This is a genomic window from Streptomyces sp. NPDC041200, from assembly GCF_055591805.1.
Genome location: NZ_JBVIZF010000002.1, coordinates 786,919 through 813,183 on the forward strand (window position 1 = coordinate 786,919; position 26,265 = coordinate 813,183).

General features: G+C 71.0%; 25 protein-coding genes and 1 pseudogene. 16 read left to right on the top strand and 10 right to left on the bottom strand.

What is annotated here, in order from left to right:
- Positions 1–209: 209 nt before the first annotated feature.
- Both ACZ6CL_RS08770 and ACZ6CL_RS08775 read right to left on the bottom strand, forming a co-directional pair.
- Complete coding sequence (locus tag ACZ6CL_RS08770; RefSeq protein ID WP_468932913.1) at positions 210–1,229, bottom strand: PT domain-containing protein; 1,020 nt, start codon at positions 1,227–1,229, stop codon at positions 210–212.
- Positions 1,230–1,873: 644 nt separating this feature from the next.
- Positions 1,874–2,143 (bottom strand): chorismate mutase, encoded by a 270-nt coding sequence (locus ACZ6CL_RS08775; protein WP_468932915.1) that lies wholly within the window; start codon positions 2,141–2,143, stop codon positions 1,874–1,876.
- A 285-nt stretch (positions 2,144–2,428) separates the two neighbouring features.
- Between ACZ6CL_RS08775 and guaA the strand changes: the two genes are divergently transcribed.
- The 5 genes from guaA (at position 2,429) to ACZ6CL_RS08800 (ending at position 7,690) form a co-directional block, all read left to right on the top strand.
- Positions 2,429–4,015, top strand: a complete 1,587-nt coding sequence (gene guaA / locus ACZ6CL_RS08780) for a glutamine-hydrolyzing GMP synthase (protein ID WP_009717072.1) — start codon at positions 2,429–2,431, stop codon at positions 4,013–4,015.
- Between the two features lie 129 nt (positions 4,016–4,144).
- Positions 4,145–4,735, top strand: coding sequence for a Uma2 family endonuclease (locus ACZ6CL_RS08785; protein WP_468932918.1), 591 nt, complete (start codon positions 4,145–4,147; stop codon positions 4,733–4,735).
- Positions 4,736–4,810: 75 nt separating this feature from the next.
- The gene (locus ACZ6CL_RS08790) at positions 4,811–5,614 is read left to right on the top strand and encodes a class II aldolase/adducin family protein (protein ID WP_468932920.1); all 804 of its coding nucleotides are present in this window, start codon (positions 4,811–4,813) and stop codon (positions 5,612–5,614) included.
- Positions 5,615–5,738: 124 nt separating this feature from the next.
- On the top strand, positions 5,739–7,013 hold the full coding sequence (locus ACZ6CL_RS08795; RefSeq protein WP_468933341.1) for a hypothetical protein: 1,275 nt from the start codon (positions 5,739–5,741) through the stop codon (positions 7,011–7,013).
- Positions 7,014–7,114: 101 nt separating this feature from the next.
- Complete coding sequence (locus tag ACZ6CL_RS08800; protein ID WP_468932923.1) at positions 7,115–7,690, top strand: DoxX family protein; 576 nt, start codon at positions 7,115–7,117, stop codon at positions 7,688–7,690.
- 512 nt (positions 7,691–8,202) lie between these two features.
- On the opposite strand, the gene ACZ6CL_RS08805 is transcribed toward ACZ6CL_RS08800, so the two are convergent.
- Both ACZ6CL_RS08805 and ACZ6CL_RS08810 read right to left on the bottom strand, forming a co-directional pair.
- A complete protein-coding gene (locus tag ACZ6CL_RS08805; RefSeq protein WP_468932924.1) occupies positions 8,203–8,427 on the bottom strand; it encodes a hypothetical protein in 225 nt (74 codons plus the stop codon).
- Positions 8,424–9,731 carry a PspC domain-containing protein gene (locus ACZ6CL_RS08810; protein WP_468932927.1) on the bottom strand — a complete coding sequence of 436 codons (1,308 nt, stop codon included), beginning with the start codon at positions 9,729–9,731 and terminating at the stop codon, positions 8,424–8,426. The genes ACZ6CL_RS08805 and ACZ6CL_RS08810 overlap by 4 nt, the downstream gene beginning before the upstream one ends.
- 221 nt (positions 9,732–9,952) lie before the next feature.
- Between ACZ6CL_RS08810 and ACZ6CL_RS08815 the strand changes: the two genes are divergently transcribed.
- The 4 genes from ACZ6CL_RS08815 to ACZ6CL_RS08830 all read left to right on the top strand — a co-directional run bounded on the left by ACZ6CL_RS08815 (position 9,953) and on the right by ACZ6CL_RS08830 (position 14,589).
- Positions 9,953–11,605 carry a serine/threonine-protein kinase gene (locus tag ACZ6CL_RS08815; protein ID WP_468933344.1) on the top strand — a complete coding sequence of 551 codons (1,653 nt, stop codon included), beginning with the start codon at positions 9,953–9,955 and terminating at the stop codon, positions 11,603–11,605.
- 138 nt (positions 11,606–11,743) lie between these two features.
- Positions 11,744–13,021, top strand: coding sequence for a PspC domain-containing protein (locus ACZ6CL_RS08820; protein WP_468932930.1), 1,278 nt, complete (start codon positions 11,744–11,746; stop codon positions 13,019–13,021).
- Positions 13,018–13,812, top strand: a complete 795-nt coding sequence (locus tag ACZ6CL_RS08825) for a LuxR C-terminal-related transcriptional regulator (RefSeq protein ID WP_468932931.1) — start codon at positions 13,018–13,020, stop codon at positions 13,810–13,812. The genes ACZ6CL_RS08820 and ACZ6CL_RS08825 overlap by 4 nt, the downstream gene beginning before the upstream one ends.
- Positions 13,813–13,902: 90 nt before the next feature.
- Entirely contained in the window at positions 13,903–14,589 is a 687-nt protein-coding gene (locus tag ACZ6CL_RS08830) for a DUF5701 family protein (protein WP_468932933.1), read from the top strand.
- Here ACZ6CL_RS08830 and ACZ6CL_RS08835 read toward each other — a convergent pair.
- Entirely contained in the window at positions 14,586–16,085 is a 1,500-nt protein-coding gene (locus ACZ6CL_RS08835) for an FAD-dependent monooxygenase (RefSeq protein ID WP_468932935.1), read from the bottom strand. The two genes, ACZ6CL_RS08830 and ACZ6CL_RS08835, sit on opposite strands and share 4 nt — an antisense overlap.
- A gap of 90 nt (positions 16,086–16,175) precedes the next feature.
- On the opposite strand from ACZ6CL_RS08835, the gene ACZ6CL_RS08840 reads away from it, so the two are divergent.
- Positions 16,176–16,817, top strand: coding sequence for a TetR/AcrR family transcriptional regulator (locus tag ACZ6CL_RS08840; RefSeq protein ID WP_468932937.1), 642 nt, complete (start codon positions 16,176–16,178; stop codon positions 16,815–16,817).
- Here ACZ6CL_RS08840 and ACZ6CL_RS08845 read toward each other — a convergent pair.
- Positions 16,810–17,235, bottom strand: a complete 426-nt coding sequence (locus ACZ6CL_RS08845; protein ID WP_468932939.1) for an ATP-binding protein — start codon at positions 17,233–17,235, stop codon at positions 16,810–16,812. The genes ACZ6CL_RS08840 and ACZ6CL_RS08845 overlap by 8 nt on opposite strands.
- 96 nt (positions 17,236–17,331) lie before the next feature.
- On the opposite strand from ACZ6CL_RS08845, the gene ACZ6CL_RS08850 reads away from it, so the two are divergent.
- Positions 17,332–18,147, top strand: a complete 816-nt coding sequence (locus ACZ6CL_RS08850; RefSeq protein ID WP_468932941.1) for a helix-turn-helix domain-containing protein — start codon at positions 17,332–17,334, stop codon at positions 18,145–18,147.
- Entirely contained in the window at positions 18,144–18,398 is a 255-nt protein-coding gene (locus tag ACZ6CL_RS08855; protein WP_468932942.1) for a DUF397 domain-containing protein, read from the top strand. Before ACZ6CL_RS08850 ends, ACZ6CL_RS08855 begins: the two co-directional genes overlap by 4 nt.
- Here the strand turns inward: ACZ6CL_RS08855 and ACZ6CL_RS08860 are convergent.
- Positions 18,385–19,209: an SAM-dependent methyltransferase gene (locus tag ACZ6CL_RS08860; RefSeq protein WP_468932944.1), complete on the bottom strand. Its 825-nt coding sequence runs from the start codon at positions 19,207–19,209 to the stop codon at positions 18,385–18,387. The genes ACZ6CL_RS08855 and ACZ6CL_RS08860 overlap by 14 nt on opposite strands.
- A gap of 362 nt (positions 19,210–19,571) precedes the next feature.
- Here ACZ6CL_RS08860 and ACZ6CL_RS08865 point away from each other — a divergent pair, with 362 nt between their 5' ends.
- The 3 genes and pseudogenes from ACZ6CL_RS08865 to ACZ6CL_RS08875 all read left to right on the top strand — a co-directional run bounded on the left by ACZ6CL_RS08865 (position 19,572) and on the right by ACZ6CL_RS08875 (position 21,787).
- Entirely contained in the window at positions 19,572–20,450 is an 879-nt protein-coding gene (locus tag ACZ6CL_RS08865) for a hypothetical protein (RefSeq protein ID WP_468932946.1), read from the top strand.
- A 64-nt stretch (positions 20,451–20,514) separates the two neighbouring features.
- Positions 20,515–20,888, top strand: a pseudogene (locus tag ACZ6CL_RS08870) (Uma2 family endonuclease).
- Between the two features lie 257 nt (positions 20,889–21,145).
- Positions 21,146–21,787 (top strand): DUF1326 domain-containing protein, encoded by a 642-nt coding sequence (locus ACZ6CL_RS08875; protein ID WP_468932949.1) that lies wholly within the window; start codon positions 21,146–21,148, stop codon positions 21,785–21,787.
- A gap of 101 nt (positions 21,788–21,888) precedes the next feature.
- Here ACZ6CL_RS08875 and ACZ6CL_RS08880 read toward each other — a convergent pair whose 3' ends face one another.
- A complete protein-coding gene (locus ACZ6CL_RS08880; protein WP_468932951.1) occupies positions 21,889–22,872 on the bottom strand; it encodes a redoxin family protein in 984 nt (327 codons plus the stop codon).
- 115 nt (positions 22,873–22,987) lie between these two features.
- On the opposite strand from ACZ6CL_RS08880, the gene ACZ6CL_RS08885 reads away from it, so the two are divergent.
- Complete coding sequence (locus ACZ6CL_RS08885; RefSeq protein WP_468932954.1) at positions 22,988–23,800, top strand: MerR family transcriptional regulator; 813 nt, start codon at positions 22,988–22,990, stop codon at positions 23,798–23,800.
- A 105-nt stretch (positions 23,801–23,905) separates the two neighbouring features.
- On the opposite strand, the gene ACZ6CL_RS08890 is transcribed toward ACZ6CL_RS08885, so the two are convergent.
- Together ACZ6CL_RS08890 and ACZ6CL_RS08895 are read right to left on the bottom strand one after the other, a co-directional pair.
- On the bottom strand, positions 23,906–25,084 hold the full coding sequence (locus ACZ6CL_RS08890; RefSeq protein WP_468932955.1) for a beta-ketoacyl synthase N-terminal-like domain-containing protein: 1,179 nt from the start codon (positions 25,082–25,084) through the stop codon (positions 23,906–23,908).
- Between the two features lie 106 nt (positions 25,085–25,190).
- Entirely contained in the window at positions 25,191–26,255 is a 1,065-nt protein-coding gene (locus ACZ6CL_RS08895; RefSeq protein ID WP_468932958.1) for a methyltransferase, read from the bottom strand.
- Positions 26,256–26,265: the final 10 nt, after the last annotated feature.

Sequence of the window (26,265 nt, forward strand, 5' to 3'; positions counted from 1 at the left end):
CTGTCCCCCTAAAAACCCCGCCGTTCACAAGGAAGGCCGACGCCGCCTGAAGCGTGGTGGGCAGTCGTCCCCCCGGGGACACCGCCCAGGGGCAGTGGGGGGCGGCCCGGGGGGGGGGCACAACCACCCACCGCCCCGCCCCCGACAACGAACCCCCAGGGGCAACGTCGTGGGGCCATTCCGCAACAGGGTGACCCCACGACCTACGCTCAAGCAGAACGGCGCCGCCGAACAACGAACACGGCCCCGCCACCCACGGCCATGGCCACACCACCGATGAGCCCGATCATCGGCAGTGCGGAAGACGACCCAGTAGAGGCAAGCTGCCCCGACACCGGCAGCTCGGTCAGCTGGGCGCCACCGCCCTTCGGCGAGGGCCGGTTGCCCTTGTCCCCCGGCTTACCCTCCGCCTCGTCGATCGGCCCCGGCTTGCTGCCCGCGACCAGCACGTCGAAGTCGTACTCCATGGCCTCGGACCAACCGCAGACGTTGTCCTCATCGTGGTACGCGCCGATCGCGAAGCCGAACCCGTAGCTGCCGGGCGTCTTGGCGTCGACCTTCAGCCGCAGCTTGGCGTCCGCGTACTCACCCGGCTTCAGCTCGCCGATCGAGCCGAAGTAGCCCTCCTCGTCACTGATGGACTTCCAGCTCCCGCTGTCCTCGTCGTACGACTGCACGGTGAGCAGCTTCGAGACGTCTTCCAGCTCGTCCTTGCTGATGACGTACATCTCCACGTACGCCTCTACCGACTTCATCGCCTTGTCGGAGGTGTTGGTCGTCCGGAACGTGAACGGCACCCAGCCGGAACCGGCCACCACCTTGCTGGGCAGCCCGCGCAGCTCAGTGGTGACGGCGGCCTCGTCGGACGCCTCCTCGCACTCCTCCGGGTCGGTCGGGTCGTCCGTGGGCGTAGCCGTGGGCTCAGTGGTCGGCTCGTCCGTGGGCTCATCGGTCGGCTCGTCGGTCGGCTCGTCCGTGGGCTCATCGGTCGGCTCATCGGTGGGCTCGTCGGTGGGCTCATCGGTCGGCTCGTCGGTGGGCCCGCCCGTCGGCTCATCAGACGGCGGGAGCGACGGCTCCTCGGTCGGCGTGCCGCCGTCACCCGGCTCGGTGACCGACGGGCTGGGCGACGGACCGTCCTCGGCGAAGGCGGCGGGCGCGGCGAGCAGCGCGGCGGGAGCTATGGCGGCCGTAGCGACGGCGGCCACCAGTGTGCGGCGAATCTTCATGAAGACCTCTTCTGGAAGGCCGTCGCGGTGGGGCGCGGAGTGGCCGTGCGTTCGGTTTGCACGTACATGACCAACCCGCTGGCCGAAAGGTTGTCTTCACGGTTGCTCACAATATGGTCACAGAACCCACGGGTGCCTCAGCGGGTACAACCCGGAGCAGGCGGCACAGGCGTAGGGCCCCGGGGCGTCCGACCGAGCGGACGTCCCGGGGCCCTAGGCGGTCAGCACCGGCGTCAGGGCAGCGCCGGTGCTGAAGGGGCGGCGCCGGGGGGGTGCGCCGCGGGCTCGGGGGTGAGCAAAAAGAGGAAAGAAGAGGAAGGAAGATGGGGGAGGAGGAAGGTGCGTCAGGGGCGTACGCCCGCGCGGCCGGACTCGTGATCAGGCCGTGGTCGGACCAATGACGGGTGCTGACCCGGGGTGTTATCCCTCACTGCATCGTGGTGGATGCATCGCTCCGGGCGCAACCGTTTCGACTGGATACGGTCGGTCCCAGGCGTCCCCGGGACCGACCGCCCTGTGGATGGTGACCGGGCTGCTGTCCCCTGCCGACCGGTCACCTCGCCGACGCGGCACCGGGCTCAACGAGCCCGTTCGCGAGCCGGTCACGCGCCGTACGGGTGACGGCGGGCCCTCAGGGGCTGGCGTCAGGCCCGCCCCCGGCACAGCTCCAGCAGCGTCATGGCGAGGGTCGTACCGGGCTTGCCGAGCGACTGGCGGTAGCGGTCGAGGATCTCCATCTCGCGCGAGAGGTGCACCCGCCGCCCGCCCGCCGCGATCCGCGCCTCCTGGATGGAGGCCGAGACCGCCATCCGTTCCCGGACGAGTTCGAGGATCCGTCCGTCGAGGGCGTCGATCCGCTCGCGCGCGGAACCGATCACATCAGGGGTCGTGTCAGGGGTCGTGGCCGTACTCATATCCGTATCTCCTGGTCTCTCATCGATGGGAATCGACAGGAATCGGTAGGAGGAGCCCGGAACCGGCTGAGACCCGAAGCCAAACGCACCAGCGCCCCGGGCCTGTACCGGCCCGGGGCGCCTGGGAAGTCGCTTGTCAGTAGTTCAAGCAGCACGACCATGGCAGCCGGACGGGCCGGTGCCATAGATAAAGACGAAGGTCATGCGCGTGGACATGGCGTCGATTATGGGCTGGTTAGAATCGAAAGTCCAACCCTCCAGTTCCACCGCCGGAAGGCCGCCGAAGTGCCATCAGCGTCCCCTGCTGCCGCCCCCGACACCGTCCTGGTCGTCGACTTCGGCGCGCAGTACGCCCAGCTCATCGCCCGACGAGTCCGTGAGGCCCGGGTCTACAGCGAGATCGTCCCGTCCACCATGCCGGTGGCGGAGATGCTCGCCAAGAACCCCAAGGCGATCATCCTCTCCGGCGGGCCGTCGTCGGTCTACGCCGAGGGCGCGCCCCGGCTCGACCGTGCGCTCTTCGAAGCGGGCATCCCCGTCTTCGGCATGTGCTACGGCTTCCAGCTGATGGCCGTGACGCTCGGCGGCACCGTCGACAACAACGGTGCGCGCGAGTACGGCCGCACCGACCTGAGCGTGACCAAGCAGGGCTCGACGCTCTTCGCGGGCACCCCCGAGCAGCAGCAGGTGTGGATGTCGCACGGCGACGCCTGCTCGGCCGCGCCCGAGGGCTTCACGGTCACCGCGTCCACCGACCAGGTGCCGGTCGCGGCGTTCGAATGCGACGAGCGCAAGCTGTACGGCGTACAGCACCACCCCGAGGTGATGCACTCCACCCACGGCCAGCAGGTCCTGGAGCACTTCCTGTACCGGGGCGCGGGCCTGTCGCCCACCTGGACCACCTCCAATGTGGTCGAGGAGTCCGTGGCGGCCATCCGCGAGCAGGTCGGCACCAAGCGTGCGATCTGCGGGCTGTCGGGCGGCGTGGACTCCGCCGTCGCCGCCGCCCTCGTCCAGAAGGCCATCGGCGACCAGCTCACCTGCGTGTACGTCGACCACGGGCTGATGCGCAAGGGCGAGTCCGAGCAGGTCGAGAAGGACTTCGTGGCCGCCACCGGCGTCCAGCTGAAGGTCGTCGAGGCCGAGCAGCGCTTCCTGGACGCGCTCGCCGGGGTGTCCGACCCCGAGGAGAAGCGGAAGATCATCGGCCGGGAGTTCATCCGCGTCTTCGAGCAGGCCCAGGCCGAGCTGGTGGCCGAGGCGGGCGCGGCCGGTGAGGCCGTGGAGTTCCTGGTCCAGGGCACCCTCTACCCGGACGTGGTGGAGTCCGGCGGCGGCACCGGCACCGCCAACATCAAGTCCCACCACAACGTGGGCGGGCTCCCCGACGACATCGAGTTCCAGCTCGTCGAGCCGCTGCGCCGGCTCTTCAAGGACGAGGTGCGGAACGTCGGCCAGGAGCTGGGCCTCCCGGAGGACATCGTCCACCGCCAGCCCTTCCCGGGCCCGGGCCTCGGCATCCGCATCATCGGCGAGGTCACCAAGGACCGCCTGGACCTGCTCCGCGAGGCCGACGCGATCGCCCGCGAAGAGCTGACCGCCGCTGGTCTGGACCGCGAGATCTGGCAGTGCCCGGTGGTCCTGCTCGCCGACGTCCGCTCGGTCGGCGTCCAGGGCGACGGCCGCACCTACGGCCACCCCATCGTGCTGCGCCCGGTCTCCTCCGAGGACGCCATGACGGCCGACTGGTCGCGCCTGCCGTACGACGTGCTGTCGCGCATCTCGACCCGGATCACCAACGAGGTGGACGAGGTCAACCGGGTGGTCCTGGACATCACCAGCAAGCCGCCCGGCACCATCGAGTGGGAGTGACCTCCCCCTCTTGATCATCATCTGATCGTCAAACGCCGATGCCGTCGCTCATTCGTTTGGGTGGCGGCATCGGCGTTCGTGCTCGGTACGCTGGCTCCACGGCCAAGAATCCCGTCCATGGGAGGAACCATGACCGCTGAGCCGCTGCACACCACTCCGTGGCCTGTGCCGCCGCCGGATGGCTACACCGTGGACGATTTGCTGAGTCTGCCTGATCTCCCGCCGCACACTGAGTTGATCGACGGGAGTCTGGTCTTCGTGAGTCCGCAGCGAGATTTTCACAGCGTGGTGATTGATCTGCTGGTCAGCGGGCTACGCCGGACCGTGCCCCCGGAGTACAGGATCCGGCGGGAGATGACCGTGGTGATCGACAAACGCAATGGCCCGGAGCCCGACATCACCGTCGTACGCGCCGAGTCCCGGCGGAGTGGCGAGCAGACCTACTACCAGGTCAATGATGTGATGCTCGCCGTTGAGGTCGTCTCTCCCGAGTCCGAGGCCCGCGACCACGACACCAAGCCGCACAAGTATGCCAACGCGGGGATTCCGCACTTCTGGCGCGTCGAGATGACGAACACGGATGCTCGCCCCGTGGTCCACGTCTTCGAACTCGACACCGAAACGCGCACCTACCGGCATACCAGCCTCCACCACAACCAGCTCAAGCTCACCGTCCCCTTCACCATCGACATCGACCTCACCGAGATCGACCAGCTGTAAGAGGCCCCGGCTCTGGCCTCCTGCCATACCCGGAGGTAGCTTCCGCTCCAGCACCCCAGAGGAGTGGAGCTGCCGATGACGATGCCGATGCCGCGGCCGAACCCCGAGCCGATACCGACCGATCAGCTGCACATCACCATGCCGCCCACCCACGCCTCCCCGGCCGACGAGCGGCGGTACCGCAAGGAGCGGCTGGCGGCGGCGCTGCGCGTCTTCGGGCGGTACGGGTACGAGGAGGGCGTCGCGGGGCACATCACCGCGCGCGACCCGGAACTCACCGACCATTTCTGGGTGAACCCGTTCGGAATGCCCTTCGCCCACATCACCGTGAGCGACCTGATCCTCGTCAACGAGGCGGGTCAGGTGGTCCAGGGGCGGTACCACGTCAACCAGGCGGCCTTCGTCGTTCACTCGTCCGTGCATCGAGCCCGGCCGGATGTGGTGGCGGTCGCCCACACCCGTTCCGTCCACGGCCGGGCCCTGTCCGCGCTCGGCGAGCTGCTGGAGCCGATCACCCAGGACGTGTGCGCCTTCTTCGAGGACCACGGGCTCTACGACAGCAGCACGGGCGTCGTCGTGGACGAGGCGGAGGGCCGGGGGATCGCGGCGGCGCTCGGCGCGTACAAGGCCCTCATCCTGCGCAATCGCGGTCTGTTGACGGTCGGGGACTCGGTCGACGCGGCCGCCTGGTGGTTCATCGCGATGGAGCGCGCGTGCCAGGCGCAGCTGACGGCGAAGGCGGCGGGCAAGCCCGTTCCCGTCGACCACGAGAGCGCCGCGCGGATCCGTGAGCAGCTGGGAAGCGATCTTGTGGCGTGGATCAACTATCAGCCTCTGTACCTGCAGATCACCCGCGGTGAGCCCGACCTGCTCAACTGAGACCCCTCGCGGTGCGGCACAATCCTCCCTCTACACATGTCAGTTGGGCATACAGAACGAGTGAACGACGGAGCGGTGAGACCTCGTGGCGGTGGACACGACGAAAGACGCCACGAAGGCGAAAGTGAAGGCGGCTGACAGCCCCCACGGGCACTGCCACGCGGACCACGGCCCGGCGGGCTGTGAGTGCCCCCAGGGCGCCCGTGAGGGCCACCGGCGGGCGGTGGCCGCATTCGTGGCCATGCGGGAGCGTTTCGCGGCCGGAGAGGGCGTTCCGGCGGCCCTCGCGCACTCGGCCGGGGCGTCCCGGCAGTGGGTGTCGGACGAACTCGCCCACGCCGCCCGTACGCTCGTCGACTGCGGCCAGTCCGAGAGCACCGCGTGGCGCGACGCGGTGTGGCGGCGCACCCTGCTGGTGGTCTGGGGCGCGGTCGGGGCGCTGCTGATCGGGCAGCTGGCGACGGCGCTCGGCACCGGCTGGTCGGTCGCCCGCACCGCCGGGCTCACCGCCGCCCTCGTCACCGGCGCGCTGCTGACCCTCACCGCCCGGCTGCACTACGCGAACGGCGGCCCGCTCGCGCCGCTCGTCGGCGAGGACAACCGGATGTCCACCTCCCGCTCCCTCGCCGCCGCCTGGCTGCTGCTCGCCGTCTTCTCGGTGTTCGTCCTGGCCGTCGAGCTGGCCGTCGACCCCGGTGACCGGGACCGGATCGCCGGGGGCCTGTCCCTCGGCCACGCGGCCGGGCTGCTCACGGTCGCCGGGCTGACCTGCGTGGCCGCGGTGCTCGCCCGGCTCGTCGTCGCGGCCCGGGTGCGGGCGCAGCGACTCCAGAAGGTCCGCGCGGTCCGCCCGCGCGCGGCCGACCTCCTCACGGACGACGCGGGCCGCGGCAGCTTCGCCGACGCCCAGTACGTCGTCGTCCACGCGGTCGCCCTCGCCTTCGCCGCCGTCCGGCTCGCCCGCGAACCGTGGCGGCTGCCGGAGCTGCCGTGGGGGCTGGTGGTGCTCGCCGTCGTCTCGGTCCTGATGTACCTCACCGGCAAGTACGCGGAGGGCGGCCGCCCGACCGTCCTGTCCGTCGTCCGGGTCCGCCCCGAGGAGGGCGGCATCGACCGCGACGCCCCGATCCGCACCGGCGACGACATCGAGATCCGCGGCAACGGCTTCGTCCCGCCGGGCGCGCAGGACCCCGACCGGCTGGCCCGCATGGTCGTCCGCATCGGCGCCGTCCACGTCCACGTCCCCCTGGTGCCGGTCGCGGGCGGCTTCAGCAACCCGACCGATACGGCCCTGACCGTGCCGGTCCCGGTGGACGTGGAGCCCGGCCGGGTGGACGTGCAGGTGGTGACGGCGTCGGGGGCGGAGACGAACCGCTACCAGATCGACGTACTCGACTGACCTGGACCGACCTGACCTGACCGGACCCGACCTCGACTGAGTACGCACCCCCTCCCCTTCCGTATGGTTTTGATGACTACGCAATGGGAGAGGCGGGCGTCATGAGGCATGCGGACCGAACGGTCGGAGGGGGCCCCGCGGGAGACGCGGGCAGTGTGAACGTCGTGAGCGGCATAGGCGGCGGCCCGCCCACGGGCGGCGTGCGCGCCATGGCCGCCCGCTACTCCCTCCTACCCCTGCGGATTTTCCTGGGCGTCACCTTCGTCTACGCCGGGATCGACAAGCTCACCGATTCGGCCTTCCTGGCCGACAGCGGCGCGGGCTCGATCGGCCAGCTGATGAGTCAGGTGCGCGATACGTCGGCGGTCCCCTGGCTGGTCGACCAGGCCCTGAACTCCCCGAGCACCTTCGGCTACGTCATGGCCTACGGAGAGCTGGCCGTCGGCCTCGGCACCCTCTTCGGCCTCCTCTCCCGCCTGGCGGCCCTGGGCGGCGCGCTGATCTCGCTGAGCCTGTGGCTGACGGTGAGCTGGCAGACGGAGCCGTACTACTACGGCAACGACCTGGCCTACCTGATCGCCTGGCTTCCCCTGATCCTGGCCGGGGCCCCGTACCTGTCCCTGGACACGGCCTGGTCCAAACGCCGCCGCCGCCAAAGCTCCCAACTCTTCACCTGACGCCGACCGCCGCCCCGAGGCGGCACCCGCCGGTCGGCGCCCAGCCCGCGCGCCGACCGGCCCCCACAACGCCAACGCCCGCTGCGTGGTTCCCTGCGTCGAGCGCCGCCCGGGCCCGGTAGTTCCTGCCCGCGGTGCCCCGTGCGCTCGGCGGTGGCTGGTCTGCGGTGCCCGCTGCGTGGTGCCTGGTGCTGAGCCGCGCTCGGGCCTGCGGGGCCCCGCCCAGAGCGGTGGCCGGGCCCGCGGCGCCCCTGCGCCCCGGAGGGCGGTGATCGCCCCGAGGCGGTGTGTGCCGGACGGCCTGCCCGGCCGCCCGGCGCTGGCCGGACCCACGGCGCCCGGCGGCGCCCCAGCCCCCGGCTCCCGCTCCGGGGCGCCCCGCGCCGAGCGGCGGCCGACCGCGCTGGCTGGCTTCGCAGGCCCGCGCGGCGGCGGGGGGCCGGGGGCGGAGCCACCGGTTTCGGGAAGGGGCGGGGCGGGGGACTACTCCCCTCCGACGCTCGGCGGGCCGCTCACGCTTGCGGGGGCCGGTCCGGCGGCTGCGGGCGCTTGCGGCGGGCCAGGTACGTCAGCGCCGACACGAACCCCGCCGCGCACAAACCCCCCACCAGCACCATCAGCGGCACGAGCGACCGCACATCCCACTCCCCGGCCGCGTCCAGCCCGTACACCGTCGCCACACCCAGCACGACGAGCCCCGCCACCAGCTTCCCCGGCTCCACCGGATGCCGCTTCACGAGCGGGTCACCTCCACATTCCCCAGCCCGATCGACAGCCGCAGCACCAGCGTTCCGCGCGCCGCGCCCGCCCCGCCCTTCGGGTCGATGGTCACGTTCCGCTCCCGCCTCGGCTCGATGTCGATGTCATCGCCCCGTTCACCCGGCAGCCGGATGTCGCCGAGCCCGGTGCGGATCGTCAGCTTGAGGCGGACGTCCCGGGGCACGGTCACGGCCAGTTTCCCGGCGCCCACGGCGGCCTGGGTCCGCACGGTCTGGTCTTCCGTCAGCCGGAAGCGGTCCAGCTTCAGTTCGCCGACGCCCCCGCCCAGCTCGTACGAGGGCCGCACGGCGGCCGCCGACGTGGGGGCCCAGGTCTCGCGGGACCAGTCGGTCGTGACGGACCGGGGGAGCGCCGTGGCGGCGGCCAGCAGCGCGCAGGTGACGACGGTCATGATGGCGGTCCCCACCCCCGTCCGTCCGTACCAGCAGCTGACCAGCATCCCGAGCCCGAAGACCGCCAGCGCGCCCGCGAGGCCGATCTCCAGGCTGGTGCCGAGCGGTTGGTGGTGCCAGGACAGCCGGACCCCGGCGGCCGCGGTGGCGAGGGCGGCCAGGAAGATCCAGCCGCCGATGGAGGACCGGTCGCGGATCCGCCGGGCCCGCTCCGCCCGCGCGGTGGCCCGGTCGTACGGACCGTCGTCCGGCCCCCACAGATACCCCGGACCCGCCCCGCGCGGCGGCCCCGTCGTACCGTCCTTGACGATCGGATCCCGCCACCACGACGGCCCCGGCCCGCCCCGCGTCGGCGGAGCCTTGGCCTCCGGGGGCGCGTCCGCGACGGCCTGCGCCGTGGCCGGGTCCACCGCGCCGCCGCTCTCCGCCTGTCGCCGCTGGTGCGACCAGTAACCGGCGCCGCCCGTCGCGAGGATCAGCATGAAGGAGAACCACATCACGCCGCCGTTGTTGAGCATCGACAGGAACAGCCCGCAACCGACCAGCGCGCACAGCACCGCCGTCAGCGCCGGGCCCTCGACACGCCCGGAGAGCAGCCGCCGCCCCTCGTTCTCGTCCTCCCCGCTCAGGGGGACGAGCAGCCAGCAGAAGCCGTACATGATCAGACCGAGCCCGCCCGCGAGGGAGAGGACGGACAGGACCACGCGGAAGATCACCGGGTCGACATCGCAGTAGCGGCCGAGTCCCCCGCACACCCCCGAGATCATTTTCTGGTCGCGGCTGCGCCGCAGCGGCGCGGCCGCGCCCCGGGGGTCGCCGGAACCGGCCGAGCCCTCGCTGTCGTCCGCCACGGTGGGTGCATCGGTCATGTGTCCATGGTGACAAGACGGTCGTTCCGGCGGCATCCGGTGAAACCCTGGGCCTTCCCTGAGATCATCCCCGATGTCGTGGCGACTATCGTGGCGGATCGAACATGCGTGGATGCGCGGGGATCAGGGCCGCCACGGAGCGGGAGGGGAGTGCGGTGTCGGACGTAGGGCGGCTGATTGCCGGACGGTACCGGCTGGCCGAACAGATCGGCCGCGGCGGCATGGGTACGGTCTGGCGCGCCGAGGACGAACTGCTCGACCGTCAGGTCGCTCTCAAGCAGCTGCACGTCTCGCCGCACATCAGTGAGGAAGAACTGACGACGATGCACGAGCGCACCCGCCGTGAGGCGCGGAGCGCGGCCCGCATCACCCACCCCAACGTGGTCGTGGTCCATGACGTCGTGGACGACGACGGGCTGCCGTGCATCGTGATGGAGTACGTGCCGTCCACGACCCTCGGCGACCTGCTCAAGGGGGGCGAGACGCTCTCGCCCGTCGAGACCGCCCGCGTCGGCCGCGGCATGATCGCCGCCCTGCGGGCCGCCCACGCGGCGGGCGTCCTGCATCGTGACGTCAAGCCCGGCAACGTGCTGCTCGGCCGCGACGGCCGGGTCGTGCTCACGGACTTCGGCATCGCCATGGCCACCGGCACCTCCACGCTCACCAAGACCGGCGAGGTCGTCGGCTCCATCGACTACATAGCCCCGGAGCGGGTGCGCGGCCGCACGCCCGGCCCGGCGTCCGACCTGTGGGCGCTGGGCGCGACGCTCTATCAGGCGGTGGAAGGCCGGGCTCCGTTCCGTAAGCCGACGCCGATCGAGACCGGGTACGCGATCGCCGTGGACCCCCTGGAGCCGCCGAAGCGGGCGGGCACGCTGGCCCCGCTGATCGAGGCGCTGCTGGAGAAGGAGCCGGAGCGGCGGCCGACGGCGGAGGAGACGGAACGGGCGCTGCGCGGCCCGGCGTCGGAGCCGGAGACGACGACGTATCCGATGCAGGGTCAGACGACCAGGACGACCATGGCCCTGACGAAGCTCCGGGCCAAGCCCCCGGCCCCCGAGCCGTCCCCGCGGCCACAACCCACGCAGCCCACGTCCCCCACCCAGTCCGCGCCCCCCACGCACCCCACGTCCCCCACGCACCGCACCCAACCGGTGCCGCGCGTCCCCGAACCCGTCACGGCCCCCGTCCCCAGGCCCGTGCCCCCGCCCCCGCCCGCACCCACGCCCCCGGCGTTCTCTCAGCCGAAGACCTCCGCCCCCCGCAAGGCCCGGTGGGCCGCCATCGGGACGGCGCTGGCGGTCGTGGTGGTGGCGGGCGGCGTCTACGTGTGGAAGACGGAGGGCGGCTCCCCGTCGTCCGCCTCCGGCGCGGCCCCCGGCACCTCGGCCACGCCCTCGTTCACCCCGTCCCCCGTCCCGCAGGGCTACCACCTGGCGAAGGGCCTCGGCGTCTCCTTCCCGGTCCCCGACGACTGGAAGCCCGACGCCGACGAGGAGGGCATCGTGGACGAGACCCAGGAGATCCGCTACCTCGACCCCGCCAAGATGGGCCGCCTGTCGGTCAACGTCCTGGACTTCGCGTCCAAGGACCAGGTCAAGCACCTCGAGGACGTCGAGACCGCCTTCAAGAGCAGCTTCGCGGAGAACGAATACGAGCGGACCCGCCTGCAGGAGACCACGTTCCGCGGCATGCCCGCCGCGATCTGGGAGTTCCGCTTCAAGGGCCGCGCCCGCTGGTTCCGGGCGATCGACCTGGGCTTCGGGAACGAGGGCGACAAGGAGTACGCGATCTACCTGAGCGCGCCGGAAGACCAGTGGGGCCAGTACCGCCCGATCTTCGACAAGGTCCGAGACGGCATCCGCCTCCCCTGACCGCCCATGGGTCACGGACGGCATCCGCCTCCCCTGACCCCGGGACCGCCCGCCGCAGGCGCCCACCCCGCCCCGCTCCGGGAACGATCAGGGTCGACCCTGATGTCCGGAACACGGGGACCGTGTGACGATCGGGGCATGACCGCCGCCGCACCCCCGACCACCCCCGTCGAACCACCCCCGCGCAAGCTCTACCGCAGCGCCGAAGGCCGACTGCTCGGCGGCGTGGCGCGGGGACTCGCCGGGCATCTGGGGCTGCCGGTCTCCTGGGTACGGATCGCCTTCGTCGCGCTGATCATGGCGGAGGGCTTCGGCACCCTCCTCTACGCGCTCTTCTGGTTCATCGTCCCCCTCGGCGTCGGCGGCGTGGGGGAGACGACCCGCCCGCTCACCACCGTCGGCCCCGACGGGCGGCGCCGGATCCTGGCCCGCAGGCCGGAGCGCGGCCAGATCATCGCCCTGGTCGCCCTCTTCATCGGCATGGGCATCTTCGTCCAGGGCTTCCAGCTGGGCCGCGCCAACACCTACATCTGGCCGCTGCTCCTCGTCGGCGCGGGCGTCGCGCTCTTCTGGCGGCAGGCCGACAACGCCCGCCGCGCCCAGTGGGTGGAGCTGAGCCGCAGCAAGCGGGTGCTGCCGCTGGCCCGCGCCGGGGCGGGGGTGGTGCTGGTCGGCGCGGGGGTGACCGGCATCCTCGTCCTGCAGGGCTCGGCCCGGCACCTGGGCGCCGTCCTCCAGGCCGCCCTCGCCGTGATCGTCGGCGTCGCGCTGCTGGCGGGCCCGTACGTGATCCGGATGACGCAGGACCTCTCCGAGGAGCGCCTGATGCGCATCCGCGCCCAGGAGCGCGCCGAGGTCGCGGCGCACGTCCACGACTCCGTACTGCACACCCTCACCCTGATCCAGCGCAGCGCCGAGGACCCGCGTGAAGTGGCCCGGCTGGCCCGCGCCCAGGAGCGGGAGCTGCGCGCCTGGCTGTACAAGCCGGAGGGCACCGGCAAGGACGAGGCGGACGAGCCGGACACCCTCGCCGAGGCGGTCAAGGCGACGGCGGCGGAGGTCGAGGACTACCACGGTGTCCCGATCGAGGTCGTGGTGGTCGGCGACTGCCCGCTGGACGAGAGGCTGGGCGCACAGATGCAGGCCGCACGCGAGGCGATGGTGAACGCCGCCAAGTACGGTGGCGACGGCGGCGCGGTCCAGGTGTTCGCCGAAGTCGAGGGCGCCACGGTCTTCGTCTCGGTACGCGACCGCGGCCCGGGCTTCGATCTGGACGCGGTGCCGGACGACCGCATGGGCGTCCGCGAATCGATCATCGGCAGAATGCAGCGCAACGGCGGCACGGCCAGTCTGAGGTCCGCGCCCGACGGGGGCACGGTAGTGGAGCTGGAGATGGAGAGGGCGGCGACGACATGACCGAGGCAACGGGCGGCGGTACGGGCGGTACAGGCGGTACAGGCGGTACGGGCGGCACGGACGCGACGACCGGCGCGGGTGCCAACGCTGCGGGCGGCAGCGGCACGGGCGGCAGCGGCACGGACGACGCCCGCCGGGTCCGCGTCGTCCTCGTAGACGACCACCGCATGTTCCGCACCGGCGTCCAGGCCGAGATCGGCGAGACGGACCGCACCGGTGTCGAGGTGGTGGGCGAGGCGGCCGACGTCGACCAGGCCGTCACCGTGATCACCGCCACCCGCCCCGAGGTGGTCCTGCTCGACGTCCACCTCCCCGGCGGCGGCGGGGTCGAGGTGCTGCGCCGCAGCGCCGCGCTGATGGCGGCCACGGAACGCCCGGTGCGCTTCCTCGCCCTGTCCGTCTCGGACGCCGCCGAGGACGTCATCGGCGTCATCCGCGGCGGCGCCCGCGGTTACGTCACCAAGACGATCACCGGCACCGACCTGGTCGACGCGATCTTCCGCGTCTCCGAAGGCGACGCGGTGTTCTCCCCGCGCCTCGCCGGTTTCGTCCTGGACGCCTTCGCCTCCACCGACGCCCCGCCCGTGGACGAGGACATGGACCGCCTCACCCAGCGCGAACGCGAGGTGCTGCGTCTGATCGCGCGCGGCTACGCCTACAAGGAGATCGCCAAGCAGCTGTTCATCTCGGTGAAGACGGTCGAGAGCCACGTCTCGGCGGTCCTGCGCAAGCTCCAGCTCTCCAACCGCCACGAACTCACCCGCTGGGCGACGGCCCGCCGCCTGGTCTGACGCGCCTGGTCCGACGCGAAGCGGCGGGGAACGTTCCGGTGGGCGGCCGCGTTGCCCCAGGGCCCGTTCACTCTCTGCCCTGGGAGCATCGTGCCCGCAACCACGCCCGCCACCCCCACCGCTGTCCCCGCGCCCCCGGTACCTCCGGCCCTGAGCACGCAGGCCGAGCGGCTGATCGAGCTGGGGGTGCACGAGATCGCCGGGGTGTCCGCCGCCGAGATCCGTACCTTCACCGAGGCCGCCCAGGCCGTTGCGGGCGGCGAGGGCGCCCTGCTCGCCGTTCACCCGGACCGGGCCCCCGCCTCCGCCCTCGCGCCGCTGATCCACCGTGGTGACAAGCCGGGCTTCGTCGTCACCGACATGCCCGACGTCGACCTCTTCGCCCCGCTCGACACGGTCGCGTTGCCCGACGCCCCGCTCTACCTGCTCACCGGCCTCGACCGCGGCGACCGGATGGCCAACTGGAGCCCGAACGAGGCGCTGCCCGCCCTCACCGCCGAGGCCCGTACCCCGTTGCTGCTCACCGAGGGCATCCACTGGGTGATGCAGCAGCCCGCCGTTCTGGAGCGCAACCACTGCTTCATGACCATCGGCTCCCGGCTGCGCAAAGCAGGCGGCGCCCTGGATTCCCGCACCCCGGCGATCTGGATCAGCAACGGCACCGGGCGGGACGGCCGCGAGCGCCGCGACGCCCCCAAGGTGGGCTGGTGCTGGGCGAACAACCGCCACACCTGGCTGGGCTTCGCCTCCGCGACGAGCCGCCTGTCCGACGTCTAGGCGGTCCCACCGACCAGATGCGTGGCGATCGCGCGCGACAGCTCCTCACGGCACGTCTCGGCGTCGTCCGCCGCCCAGCAGACGTAGCCGTCGGGCCGGAGGAGCAGCGCGCCCGCGCCGAGGTCGGCCGGGGACTTCGCGCGTACGAGGTCGATCCGCTCGGGCGGCGTCACGTCGGCCGGGACGAGCCCGCCCACGTCCAGCAGCACGGCGTGCCCCGCGCCGAAGAGGGCCGACAGCCGGGTGGGGCCGCCCGGAGTGGTCAGTTCGGCGTCCGGGACGCGCTGTCCGGTGAGGGGGTGCGTACCGGGTACGTCGTAGCGGAGGGCCAGGCCGGAGATCAGCCCCGTCAGATAGCGGTTGGTGTCCGGTAGCCGCATCAGGTCGATGAAGATGTCCCGCAGGGCCGTCACGTCCTCGGTCGGGTCAGGGTCCGCCAGCACCCGCTGGGCGGCGGTGTGGTGCAGCACTCTGGCGGCGACCGGGTGCCGTTCGGCGTGGTAGCTGTCCAACAGCCCGGCCGGCGCCCGGCCCTGGAGCGTCGCGGCCAGCTTCCAGCCCAGGTTGAACGCGTCCTGGACGCCGAGGTTCAAGCCCTGGGCCCCCAGTGCCGGGTGGATGTGCGCGGCGTCCCCGGCGAACAGCACCCGGCCCTCCCGATACCGCTCGACCTGCCGGGTCGCGTCGGTGAACCGCGACGCGTTGTCCACGCCGCCGAGCACGGTCTCCTCGCCGTACACGGCCCGCAGCGCGGCTGCGATCTCTTCCTCCCCGACCGGGGTGTCCCGGGTGAGGTCCGTGGGTTCTTCGCTCCCGAAGGTGAGCCGGTAGCGGTCGTCGCCGAGCGGGATGAGCATGGCCCAGTAGCCGTTCGCCTTGCGCGTCAGCGTGCTGATGTGCCTCCGCTCGCGCGGCACCAGCGGCGATGTGGCGGACAGTCGGATGTCGGCGAGGACGGCCCGAAACGTTCCGGGCCGCCCCGGGAAGGGCATGCCGAGCTTCTTGCGCACCGTGCTGCGGCCCCCGTCGCACGCCACCAGATACCGCGCCCGCACCCGCAGCCCGCCCTCGGCCGTGACGGTCACCCCGTCGTCGTCCGCCTCGACCGACGTCACGGCGGCGTCCCGCCGTACCCGGGCCCCGAGCGCGGTGGCCCGCTCCTCCAGCACCTCTTCGATCTCCCACTGCGGGAGCATGACCGGGGACGGGTGCCGGGTGTCCCACGGCCCGCAGTCCAGCGACACCGGCAGCAGCGCGAAGTTCGCGCCGACCGGAGGACCGTCGAACGCTCGGCTCCGCATCGCTTCCAGCAGCCCGCGCGACTCCAGCAGTTCGGCGGTACGGGCATGGATCGCGCCGCCCTTCGTCTGCTGGTTGCGGCTGGGCAGCTTCTCCAGCACCAAGGTCCCTACCCCGGCCAGCGCCAGTTCGTGCGCGAGCGTCAGCCCGGTCGGCCCGGCCCCCACGACCACGACATCGGTCTCGATCTCGTTCATCCCACGCTCCCCTTCGCGTTCCTGCACTCGGTAAATAAGTACACCAAGTGCAGAACTATTCCAAGTGCAGTTCGGTGGGGTAACGTGGGCATGGTGACGACCGAAAGTCAACCCGGCCTGCGCGAACGCAAGAAGCAGCGGACCCGAGCCGCGATCTCGGACGCCGCGATCGGCCTCTTCCTCGAATGCGGTTACCACGAGGTCTCCGTCGCCCAGATCGCCGAGGCCGCCGAGGTCTCCAAGCGCACGTTGTTCACGTACTTCCCGTCCAAGGAAGACCTCGTGGTGCACCGCATGGCCGACCACGAGACCGAAGCGGCAGGCGTCGTACGCGCCCGCCCCTCGCACACCACCCCGTTGGCCGCCCTGCGCGACCACTTCCTCGACGGCCTGCGCCGCCGCGACCCGATCACCGGGCTCAATGACGCGCCCCCGGTCCGCGTGCTCACTGAGCTGATCTTCGGAACCCCGGCCCTGATGGACCGCATGCAGCGCTTCAAGGCGGGCAGTGAACGCGCCCTCGCCGAGGCCCTGCGCGACACCACGGACGCACCGGACCTCACCGCCCGCCTGGCCGGCGTCCAGATCATCGGCGTCCAGTGGGCGCTGTCGACGGACAACTTCCAGCGCCTGGTGGCAGGGGAGACCGCCGACGAGCGCTACCCGGGCGCCGTACGCGACGCCGAGCAGGCCTTCGACCTGCTGGGCGGCGGCCTCGCGGGGCTTACGTAGCCGCGATCAGCTTCAGTTCGAACCACACCGTCTTCCCGATCCCACAGGCGCGCGGATGCGCGTCCCACGCGTCCGCGAGCGCCGCGATCAGCTCCAGCCCCCGCCCCGACTCGTCCTCCGCCGTCGCCTGGCGCGGCTGAGGCATCACCTCGCTCGCGTCCGACACCTCGACCCGCAGTTTCTCGTCACGCACCACGCAGCGTGCGCGGACCTCCCGACCTGGGGAAACGCGCGCGTGGCGACAGGCGTTGGTCACCAGCTCGCTGAGCAGGAGCACGGCCACCTCTGCCTGCGCCTCCGGGATCTGCCACGTGCGAACTTGCTCACGCAGCAGCGCCCGTGCCCGGCCCACGCTGCGGGGGTGGCGGGGGAGCCGCCATTCGATGTCCATCGGAAGTGGGGGAGTTGGTGCATTCATGACCGGAATGCTGCTGGTCAGGCGCACTCTGCCGCAGTAACGACGTCGGTACGCAGCGTATGCGTACCGCAGGTGCCTCATGGGAGAGAGGGCGCGATGACGGTCATGGAAGGTGGTTCGCAGTCGCCGATGTCCTGGCGGTATTGCGGCAATCAGATCAAGCTGTGGCGTATGCAGGCCGGGATCAGCCGCGAACAGCTGGGCAAAGAGGCCAACTACGAGTACGAGACCGTGAAGTCCATGGAGCAGGGGCGGCGCAAGCCTGCCCTGCGGCTGCTTCAGGTCGCGGACCAGATGTTCGGGGCGCGGGGGCTGCTGCTGGCGGGGCAGGAGTACCTGAAGCCGGACAAGTTCGCGTCGTTCTCGCAGGACTTTATGCGGTACGAAGCGGAAGCTGTCGTGCACAGCTCGTTCGAGCCCCAGCTGATTCCAGGGCTGTTGCAGACGGAGGAAACGGTCCTTGCGTTGCTCAACGCCCATTGGCCGCCACTGGATGACGAGACGATCGAAGCGCGAGCCGCGGCCCGACTGGAGCGAAAGAGCCAGTTGGACAAGCAGACCAGGGCGTTCACCTTTGTGATCGGCGAGACGGCAGTGCGCAGTCCGGTCGCTAGCGACGAGGCCCACAAGAGGCAGCTGCTCCATCTGTTGGAGATGAGCCAGCGGCGTAACGTCACGATTCAGGTCCTGCTCAACGGGGGCGCTCATCCAGGTCTCAACGGCCCGTTCGTCCTGCTGGAGACGCCCGAGCACGAGCACCTTGTGTACGAGGAGGGGCAGACCACGGGTGTGCTGTTCGCCGATCCGGCGAAGGTAAGCATCGTCACCCAGCGCCATGCCATGATCCTCCGGCAGGCCCTCAGTCCTGAGGAGTCGGCAAACTTCATCAGAAAGTTGGCGGAGGAGCTATGAGCGACGAACTAGCGTGGTTCAAGTCGAGCTATAGCGGCACCGAGGGCGGCAACTGCGTCGAGGTCGCCCTCTCCTGGGCCAAGTCCACCTACAGCAACAGCGAAGGCGGCGCCTGCATCGAGGTCGCCACCTGCCCGCACACCGTCCACGTCCGGGACTCGAAGCTCAGCGCCGGGCCGCAACTGGCCCTCGCCCCGGACGCCTGGGCGGAGTTCATAACCTTCGCCACCGCCGCCGTCAGCCCCGCTTAAGCGCCACGCCCCCGTACATCGCCACTTCCTCGTCCCTGACCCCCTCCGTGGCGGCGTCCGGGCGCCAGTGGTGGAGCAGGGTCACGCCGGGGTCGATCAGGTCCAGGCCGTCGAAGAAGCGCTCGGCATCGCCCTTGTCCCTGATCTTGAGGGGGATACCGCGCTCGTTGTACTCGCGGCCGACCCCGGCGACCTCCTCGGGGGCCGTGTCGCCGCTGAAGATGGTCATGGCCAGCGCGCTGCCCGGCGCCAGCTCCGCCATCAACCGCCGTACCAGGCCCTGCGGATCGTCCTCGTCCATGACGAAGTGGACGATCGAGATCAGGGACAGCGCGACCGGCTGCTTCAGGTCCAGCGTGTTGTGCAGGGCGTCCGCGTCGAGGATGGAGTCGAGGTCGCGGATGTCCGCGTCGATGTACTCGGTCCGTCCCTCGGGGGTGCTCGTCATCAGGTGACGGGCGTGGGTGAGGACGATGGGGTCGTTGTCGACGTACACGACCCGGGCGTCGGGGGCGGTTTCCTGCGCGACCTCGTGCAGATTCGGCTGCGTCGGGATGCCGGTGCCGATGTCCAGGAACTGGCGTATGCCGTGCTCCCGCACGAGGGAACGGACCGCCCGGTGCATGAAGTGGCGCGCCTGCTTCATGGACGTCGGCAGGCTGGGCCAGGCCTGGGCGGACGCGTCACCGGCGGCGCGGTCGGGTGCGTAGTTGGTCTTACCGCCCATGAGGTAGTCGTAGACGCGGGCGGAGTGCGGTATGTCGGTGCGGAGGTCAACCCGAGGTTGGGCGAACTCCGACCTCGATGACATCCATTCAGTTCCTGACATCTCGTGCGCCCCGATCGTCAATCTGCGGCAATCAGCTGACCAGTTGCGGTCGTAAGTCATCGTAGGCGGCACGGAGTGTTGATCGCCGAGACCTGTGCGCATTTATCTAAGGAACGGTGCGTCGGCACAGAGTTGGAGTTGAGCTTCGGGCGCCGAGGCTTGAGCGCTCTTTCCAAGGAACGGGTGGGTGAACAACCCACCCACCCTCCCCATGCACATAATGTGACCGGCTTGCCACGCACGGTGGCATCGGTCTAGCGTTCGCAGCAACAAGAAAACGGCCCCGGCGGTGCGCCAACACCAATTCCGGGGCCTGACCTACAAGATCGAAGAGGACTCGATCCGTGGCTCCAGCCGACTCTAGCGTTGCCCCGCACGCCTCCGCACACCCCCTGGCCAACCCCGGCTACGGCAAGCGCAGCGCATCCCGCCAATCCCCGCGCCGCGCGGACGACTTCGCACATTTGCCCAAGCGTGAGGCGGCTATCGCCGCGTACATCGACCGGTTGCCGGACGGTGCCGCGATTGACGCCAAGACTCTCGCCAAGTGCCTTCCCGACTACGGCCAGATGGCCTGCGCCACCGCTCTGCGGCGGCTGTCGGAGGCTGGTCATCTGCGGCGCGTCCGCGAGCACCTCATCACGGAGGACGGGGCGCGCTGGGTGACCCGTACGTTCTTCTCCCGGGCGGCGCGCGCAGAGGAGTGGTGGGAGGCGTTCGTACGCGGCGACGCCGCGCCCGAGCCCCGCCCCGCCGCCGTACGCACGGCCGCCGCTCCCACCAGGACCCCCGGGTACGACGCCCTGGCGTCCCTGGGGCGTGCGGACCCCCGGATGACCCTCTCGGCGGCCGACTGTGCCCGCCTGGAACCCCTCGCCGCGCTCTGGCTGGCGCGCGACGCCGACCCGTCCCGCCTCGTCCAGGCGCTGACGTCCGGGCTGCCTGTGCAAGTGCACAGCCCGGCCGCGCTGGCCCGTACCCGGCTGGAGGCCAAGCTGCCGCCCGAGCCCGTACCGGCGCCCGCCCCGGAGGCCCGGCCGGAGATCACCATCAGCCGCCTCCTGGAGTGCACCGACTGCGGCCGCCCCGGCCCGCCCGCCGCCCTGCCGGGCGGCCTCTGCCGCCCCTGCCGGGGCGAGACGGAACCGCTGCCGCCGGGCGACATCGACGTTCACGGCTGGGCGGATCGGCTGCGAGCCGCCGCCCGCGACGCGAAGGGATGAGCGAATGACCTCGCAGGACGTGCCACCGGATGTCGGGGCACCATGGGTGCGAGGAGGCGAACCCATGACCCCTGGCACGACCGACCGGCCGCAGATGGGCATCGAGGAGTTCGAGCAGCTCGCCCGCACGGCGCCGGAGACCGTCACGCTCGAATTCATCAGCGGAAAGCTAGAGGTCAAGCCCGTGTCGGACGGGAATCATGGGGCGACGGACGCGAACCGGCGTGCCCGTGTGGAGAAGCCCGGGGTTACGCGACCGCCGGCATCCCGGTGTATCTCCTCGTCGACCGTGACGAGTGCACGCTCGTCGTCTGCAGCGAGCCGCGGCGCGGACGGTACCGGAGCATGAGGGCCTGGGCGTACGGCGAGACCGTCGAGCTTCCCGATCCCGTCGGGATCAGCCTCAAGACCGAGAAGCTCAAGGACTACGCCTCGTGAGGGTCGAAGATCCGGACGGGGACGCCGTCGATGCCGATCCCCGGGCTGTGAAACGGCTGCGTCGGCGGGGTCGTAGACGTCGAAGTTGACGGAGGCGCGGGCGGCTTCGGCGCCGAGGCGCCGAGCGTCGGGGAACGGTCCTGGGTTGTCGCTACCCGGCATATACCCCCCAGGGGTATTTGACGCGACGGCGGGCGGCGGGTTAATCTCTCGTCAGATGCATACCCCACCGGGGTATCTGGGGAAGGGGAATGGTGATGAACCAGACCAACTGGCACCTCAAGGGCGAGTGGTTCGACGTCTGCAGCTGCTCGATGCCCTGCCCTTGCACCTTCGCGCAGGCTCCGACGAACGGCGCCTGCCTGTTCACGCTCGTATGGCAGATCCATGAAGGGCACTTCGGGGATGTGCGCCTGGACGGCCTGGGTGTCGTGGCGCTCGGCGAGTTCGCGGGGAACATGTGGGTGGACGACCCTGACGCCACGATGACGGCGATGTTCTACATCGACGCGAAGGGGACGCCCGCACAGCGGGATGCCCTGGAGGAGATCTTCCGCGGCAACGCCGGGGGGTGGCCGGGCACGTTCGGTTCGCTGATCAGCGACGTGCGCAGCGTGCGATACGCCCCGATTCACTTCGATGCCGCGCCGGATCTCGCGTACTGGCGCGCGACCGTGTCCGACAAGGTGAGCGTGGGCGCCACGGCGCTGACCGGTCCCACCTCGGACCCCAAGCGCCGGGTGCAGTTGATCAACGCCCCCGGGGCGGAGGTGGGGCCGGGCCAGGTCGCGACATGGGGTGTGGTGAGTGCGGACCACGCCGAAGGCTTTGACTTCTCCCGCGAGTACCGTGGCGGGTCCAGCAAGCACTTCCCGTTCGACTGGCGGCCGGAGGCATAACGGCCCGCACCACCTACCGCACCCTCAGCGCGCTCTCCGACCTCTGGCCGCCCTGTATGCGGCCAGGGGTCAGCTGCTCCCGCAGGGTGTGTACGACGTGCCTATCGAGGGGCGTCGCGCAGCCAGGTGAGGACCTGGTCGGCGTGCTCGTTCGGCGGGAAGACCGGATAGAAGACGTGCTCGATCACGCCGTCGCGGATGATCAGCGTCAGGCGTTTGTAGAGCGTCAGCCCGGCGACGTCGAACGTGGGGAGAGCGAGCGCCTGCGCCAGGCTCCGCGTCGGGTCGGAGAGCATGTCGAACGGCAGGTGGAGCCGTTCCACGACCTCGCGCTGATAGTCGGTGTCCTGGCTGGACAGGCCGAACACCCGGACCGCCCCGGCGTCCAGCAGCTCCTGGTAGTGGTCACGGAAACCGCAGCTCTCGGGGGTGCAGCCACGGGCGCCGGGGATCGCGTCCCACCCCTCGGGCAGGTCGGTGCCCGGGCGGCCGGTGAGCGGGTAGACGTAGAGCACCGTCCGGCCCGGGACCGGCGCGTCGAGCCGGACCGTCGTGTCCCCGGTGCTGCGCAGCTCCAGGGGCGGCATCGTCGTGCCGGGCAGATGGGCGGCCGCGCCATCGTCCTCGGGGACGGGCAGGCCGGCGGGCAGGCTCAGGTAGTCGTTCATCGGGGTCGCTCCTCCGTCGGACGCTTCGAACGCTTCGGGCGCTTCGGACGGTGAGACACGACTGTTGCGGTGGGCGGCCTGCTGGAGGTGCGCGATCAGAGCCGTACGCCGGGCCGTGAGCCCCGCGATGCGCTGCGACAGTTCGTCGATCGCCTGCCGGTACCCGGCCAGCGACGCCGGGCAGTCGTCGGCGTGCCGATGGCCGACCGCCAGGCAGTCCAGGAACGGCCGGGTGCGCTCGACGGGAATTCCGAGGCCGCTGAGCGCCCGGATCTCCCGCGCGAGCCGTACGTCGTGCTCGTCGTAGTCCCGGTAGCCGTTGGCCAGCCGCCCGGGTGCCAGCAGCCCCAGCGACTCGTAGTAGCGCACCGCTTTGGTCGTCACACCCGCCCGGCGGGCCAGCTCACCGATCCGCATGTCTCTCACCTCGATGAACGCTAAACCTTGCCCCTGAGGGTAAGGTCAAGCCCCATCGAGCCGGTCATGGGTGCTTGACCCTGACACCGTGTGAGGCCGTGGACTGAGAGACATCATGTTCACCATCGGAGATTTCGCCCGGCACGGGCGGGTGTCGGTCCGGATGCTGCGCCACTACGACGCGACCGGACTGTTGCACCCCGCCCGCGTCGACCCCGCCAGCGGCTACCGGTACTACACCGCCGCCCAGCTCGCCCGTCTCAACCGCATCATCGCCCTCAAAGACCTCGGCTTCACCCTTCAGCAGGTCCGGGAGATCCTGGAGGAGAAGGTCACCACCGAGGAACTGCGGACCATGCTGCGGGTGCGGCAGGCCGACCTGGAGGCGGCGATGACGGCCGCGGCCGCACGGCTGGTGCGGGTCGAGGCGAGGCTCCGGTCGATCGAGAGCGAGGGACAGATGTCGTCCAACGAAGTCGCGGTGAAGAGCCTGCCGAGCGTACGCGTCGCCGAGCTGACCGGTGTGGCGACCGGATTCGACGCCATCGGACCGGTCATCCAGCCGCTGTACGGGGAACTGCTGCCGCGCCTGGCGGCGGCGGGGATCACGCCGACCGGGCCCGGGGTCGCCTACTACGAGGACGCCCCAGACGGCGGTGTCCTCATCCATGCCGGGATCGAGGTCGCGGCCCCGGTGGGGGAGGACGACGGGCTGCGGGTCGTGGACCTGCCGCCGGTCGAAGCGGCGGCGGCCATCGTCCACCGGGGTTCGATGGAGGCGGTCCTGCCGACCATCCAGACCCTGGGCCGCTGGATCGAGGCCAACGGCTACCGGTCGGCCGGATACCCCCGGGAGATCTACCTGGAGTGCCCGGAGGACCAGGACGCGTGGGTGACGGAACTCCAGGAGCCGATCACGCCTGCCTGAGCGCCGTACCTTCCCGGGCCGCCCTATGCCGCTCGGCCGGGAGTCGGGCCCCGGCCCGCACCGCCGCCGGGGCCCGGCGGCGGTGACACGGCGGAGCGCGGTGCTTCAGGCCGCCCGTCCGGGAGTCGGCGGGCCGTCGAAGACGGCGGCGGAGATGTTGCCGCCGAACCCGATGCCGAGCTGCAGGGTGACCCCGCTGTCGCGCTCGATGGCATCTCGCGCGAGCCGGGGGTGTCCGTTCGATACCGGTTTGGGTACCGGGAGGCGGCCCGACCGGTATGACGCGGCCATCACCACGGTGTCCATCAGCGGGGCGGCGCCCATCGTGTGACCGAGCAGCGGCTTGAGCCCGTAGCCCGCCGCCTGGTCGAGGTGGTCCAGCACTGCCGTGTCGGCCTGGTTGCACTCTTCGGTGCCGGTGCCGTGAGCGCTGTAGTACTCCACGGCGGACCGCTCGGTGCCGGCGGCGGCGAGCGCCTCGTCGACGACGCGCAGCATCTGGACGTGGTCGGGCTTGATGGCCACCGGGTGGTAGGCGTCATTGCCGAGCGTCGACGACAGCAGTCTGGCGTACGGCTGGGCCGTGGACGAGCGGCTGAGTACCACCGCGGCGGCCGCCTCCCCCAGGACGAACCCGCGGGAGCCTTCCTGGAAGGGCCGGCACACGGCCTCCGGCGGCGCGTCGTGGATGAGCGGGCCGAGCGAGGCGAACAGAGTCATCTCCTCGCCGTCGAATCCGATGTCGGCCGCGGTGACCACCACATCGGTGGCGTCTCCGCAGTCCAGCAACCGTTGCGCCACGGCCAGTGCGTGCAGCCCGGACGAACAGGCCGCACTGACCACCATGGAAGGCCCGGTGAACTGGTGCCGCATCATGGCCATGCCAGGAGGGGTGGTCCACGCTTGCTCCACGTACGAACGCCGCGGGCTGACGGACTCGGGGGCCAGATAGCGCGTACGCATGAGTTCGAGGTCGGCGCGGGTCGTCGAGTGCAGGATCGCGACCCGTTCGCCGGGCTCCCAGCCCGAGTTCCGCGCGTCCTGCAGCGCCTCGTCGACGGCGGCGGCGTAGGCCTGTGCGTACCGTGAGGTGCCGCTGTTCTCGCGCTCCGGACCTTCCGGGACCCGGGCGAACCAGCAGCCCTCCGGGAATCGGCCGCCCAGCTCGTACCACTGCTGGGCGGCGGGGCGGCCGCTGGAGAGGCCGTCCCACATGGTGTCGATTCCCCAGCCGTAGCCGGTCACCGCGCCGATTCCGACGATGGATAGATTTGTGCTGCTCATGTCACACCTCGCTGAACGGGCCGGCTGCAACTGATGGCTTCTGTTGTTGAGCCGGGTGGGCTTTCGGTGTCGAGTCGTCGGAACCAGGGGGCCTGGTAGTGCTTTGTCAGGCGGTCTCCAGTACCGCCTCGAGGACGCTGACCGCGGAGGCGGTGGGAACGACTTCCCGCAGCCGGAGCCCGGCCCGGGCCAGGAGGGCCTCGTACTCCTGCGCGGTGCGCTCCCGGCCGGTGGTGAGCGTGACCATCGCGAGGTCCAGCATCTTGCCGGGGTGTGGCTCGTCGCCGGAGGGCAGCACCATCTCCACGATGAGCAGCCGACTGCGCGGGGACATCGCCGCCGAGCAGGAGCGGAGGATGCGCAGGCAGGAGTCCTCGTCGCAGTTGTGCAGGATGTGCGACAGCAGGTACGCGTCGGACCCGGGCGGCACCGCGTCGAAGAAACTGCCGCTGTCGGTGCCGCAGCGGTCCGCCATTCCGGAGGCCTCGATGTAATCGCGGGCGTGCTCCGTACCCTCCGGAAGGTCGAACAGCACACCGGACAGATGGGGATGCTCGCGGAGCACGGACAGCAGCAAGGTTCCGACGCCGCCGCCGACGTCCGTGACGTGCTCGGCCCAGGAGAAGTCGTACGCGCGGGCCACGGCCTCCGGCTCGTCACCGTGCACGGCGATCATCATGCGGTCGAACGCGGCACCTTTGTCGGGGCGTTGCCGCAGATAGTCGAACCACGGCAGGCCGAGGGCGATCTCCGTTCCGGTCCTCTCCGTGGCCAGCCGTTGGGGGAGGACGGTCAGCGCGTCCCAGATGGGACCCTGCAGGGTGAGCACCATGTCGCGGGTGCCGCTGGGGTGGCCGGTGCACAAGGTCTCTCCGATGGGCGTCAACGCGTAGGCCTGCCCGGCTCCGTCCTTGTCCGTCCCCCCGGTCCCGTCCCCGGTGCCGTGAGCGGGGACGGTGCACAGCACGTCTGTGCTCGCCACGGCCCGCAGCACCTGGTGCAGCGAGTCGGCGCGTACGCCGGTCTTGTCCGCGAGGGTGCGGCACGACCGCGGCCCGTCGCTGAGCAGGTCGGGGATGCCGAGCGAGGTGACGGCATACAGGGCGCGTGCCATGAAGACGTTGAACATCGTGTCCTGGATACCGCGTGGGGCCGTTTCGGCTGTGGGCACAGCTGTCTCC

Bases quoted from the DNA above. Each gene is read 5' to 3' on its own strand.
- ACZ6CL_RS08770 (WP_468932913.1), bottom strand. From the start codon at position 1,229: ATGAAGATTCGCCGCACACTGGTGGCCGCCGTCGCTACGGCCGCCATA.
- ACZ6CL_RS08775 (WP_468932915.1), bottom strand. From the start codon at position 2,143: ATGAGTACGGCCACGACCCCTGACACGACCCCTGATGTGATCGGTTCC.
- ACZ6CL_RS08785 (WP_468932918.1), top strand. From the start codon at position 4,145: ATGACCGCTGAGCCGCTGCACACCACTCCGTGGCCTGTGCCGCCGCCG.
- ACZ6CL_RS08790 (WP_468932920.1), top strand. From the start codon at position 4,811: ATGACGATGCCGATGCCGCGGCCGAACCCCGAGCCGATACCGACCGAT.
- ACZ6CL_RS08800 (WP_468932923.1), top strand. From the start codon at position 7,115: ATGAGGCATGCGGACCGAACGGTCGGAGGGGGCCCCGCGGGAGACGCG.
- ACZ6CL_RS08810 (WP_468932927.1), bottom strand. From the start codon at position 9,731: ATGACCGATGCACCCACCGTGGCGGACGACAGCGAGGGCTCGGCCGGT.
- ACZ6CL_RS08815 (WP_468933344.1), top strand. From the start codon at position 9,953: ATGGGTACGGTCTGGCGCGCCGAGGACGAACTGCTCGACCGTCAGGTC.
- ACZ6CL_RS08820 (WP_468932930.1), top strand. From the start codon at position 11,744: ATGACCGCCGCCGCACCCCCGACCACCCCCGTCGAACCACCCCCGCGC.
- ACZ6CL_RS08825 (WP_468932931.1), top strand. From the start codon at position 13,018: ATGACCGAGGCAACGGGCGGCGGTACGGGCGGTACAGGCGGTACAGGC.
- ACZ6CL_RS08835 (WP_468932935.1), bottom strand. From the start codon at position 16,085: ATGAACGAGATCGAGACCGATGTCGTGGTCGTGGGGGCCGGGCCGACC.
- ACZ6CL_RS08840 (WP_468932937.1), top strand. From the start codon at position 16,176: ATGGTGACGACCGAAAGTCAACCCGGCCTGCGCGAACGCAAGAAGCAG.
- ACZ6CL_RS08845 (WP_468932939.1), bottom strand. From the start codon at position 17,235: ATGAATGCACCAACTCCCCCACTTCCGATGGACATCGAATGGCGGCTC.
- ACZ6CL_RS08850 (WP_468932941.1), top strand. From the start codon at position 17,332: ATGACGGTCATGGAAGGTGGTTCGCAGTCGCCGATGTCCTGGCGGTAT.
- ACZ6CL_RS08855 (WP_468932942.1), top strand. From the start codon at position 18,144: ATGAGCGACGAACTAGCGTGGTTCAAGTCGAGCTATAGCGGCACCGAG.
- ACZ6CL_RS08860 (WP_468932944.1), bottom strand. From the start codon at position 19,209: ATGTCATCGAGGTCGGAGTTCGCCCAACCTCGGGTTGACCTCCGCACC.
- ACZ6CL_RS08875 (WP_468932949.1), top strand. From the start codon at position 21,146: ATGAACCAGACCAACTGGCACCTCAAGGGCGAGTGGTTCGACGTCTGC.
- ACZ6CL_RS08880 (WP_468932951.1), bottom strand. From the start codon at position 22,872: ATGCGGATCGGTGAGCTGGCCCGCCGGGCGGGTGTGACGACCAAAGCG.
- ACZ6CL_RS08885 (WP_468932954.1), top strand. From the start codon at position 22,988: ATGTTCACCATCGGAGATTTCGCCCGGCACGGGCGGGTGTCGGTCCGG.
- ACZ6CL_RS08890 (WP_468932955.1), bottom strand. From the start codon at position 25,084: ATGAGCAGCACAAATCTATCCATCGTCGGAATCGGCGCGGTGACCGGC.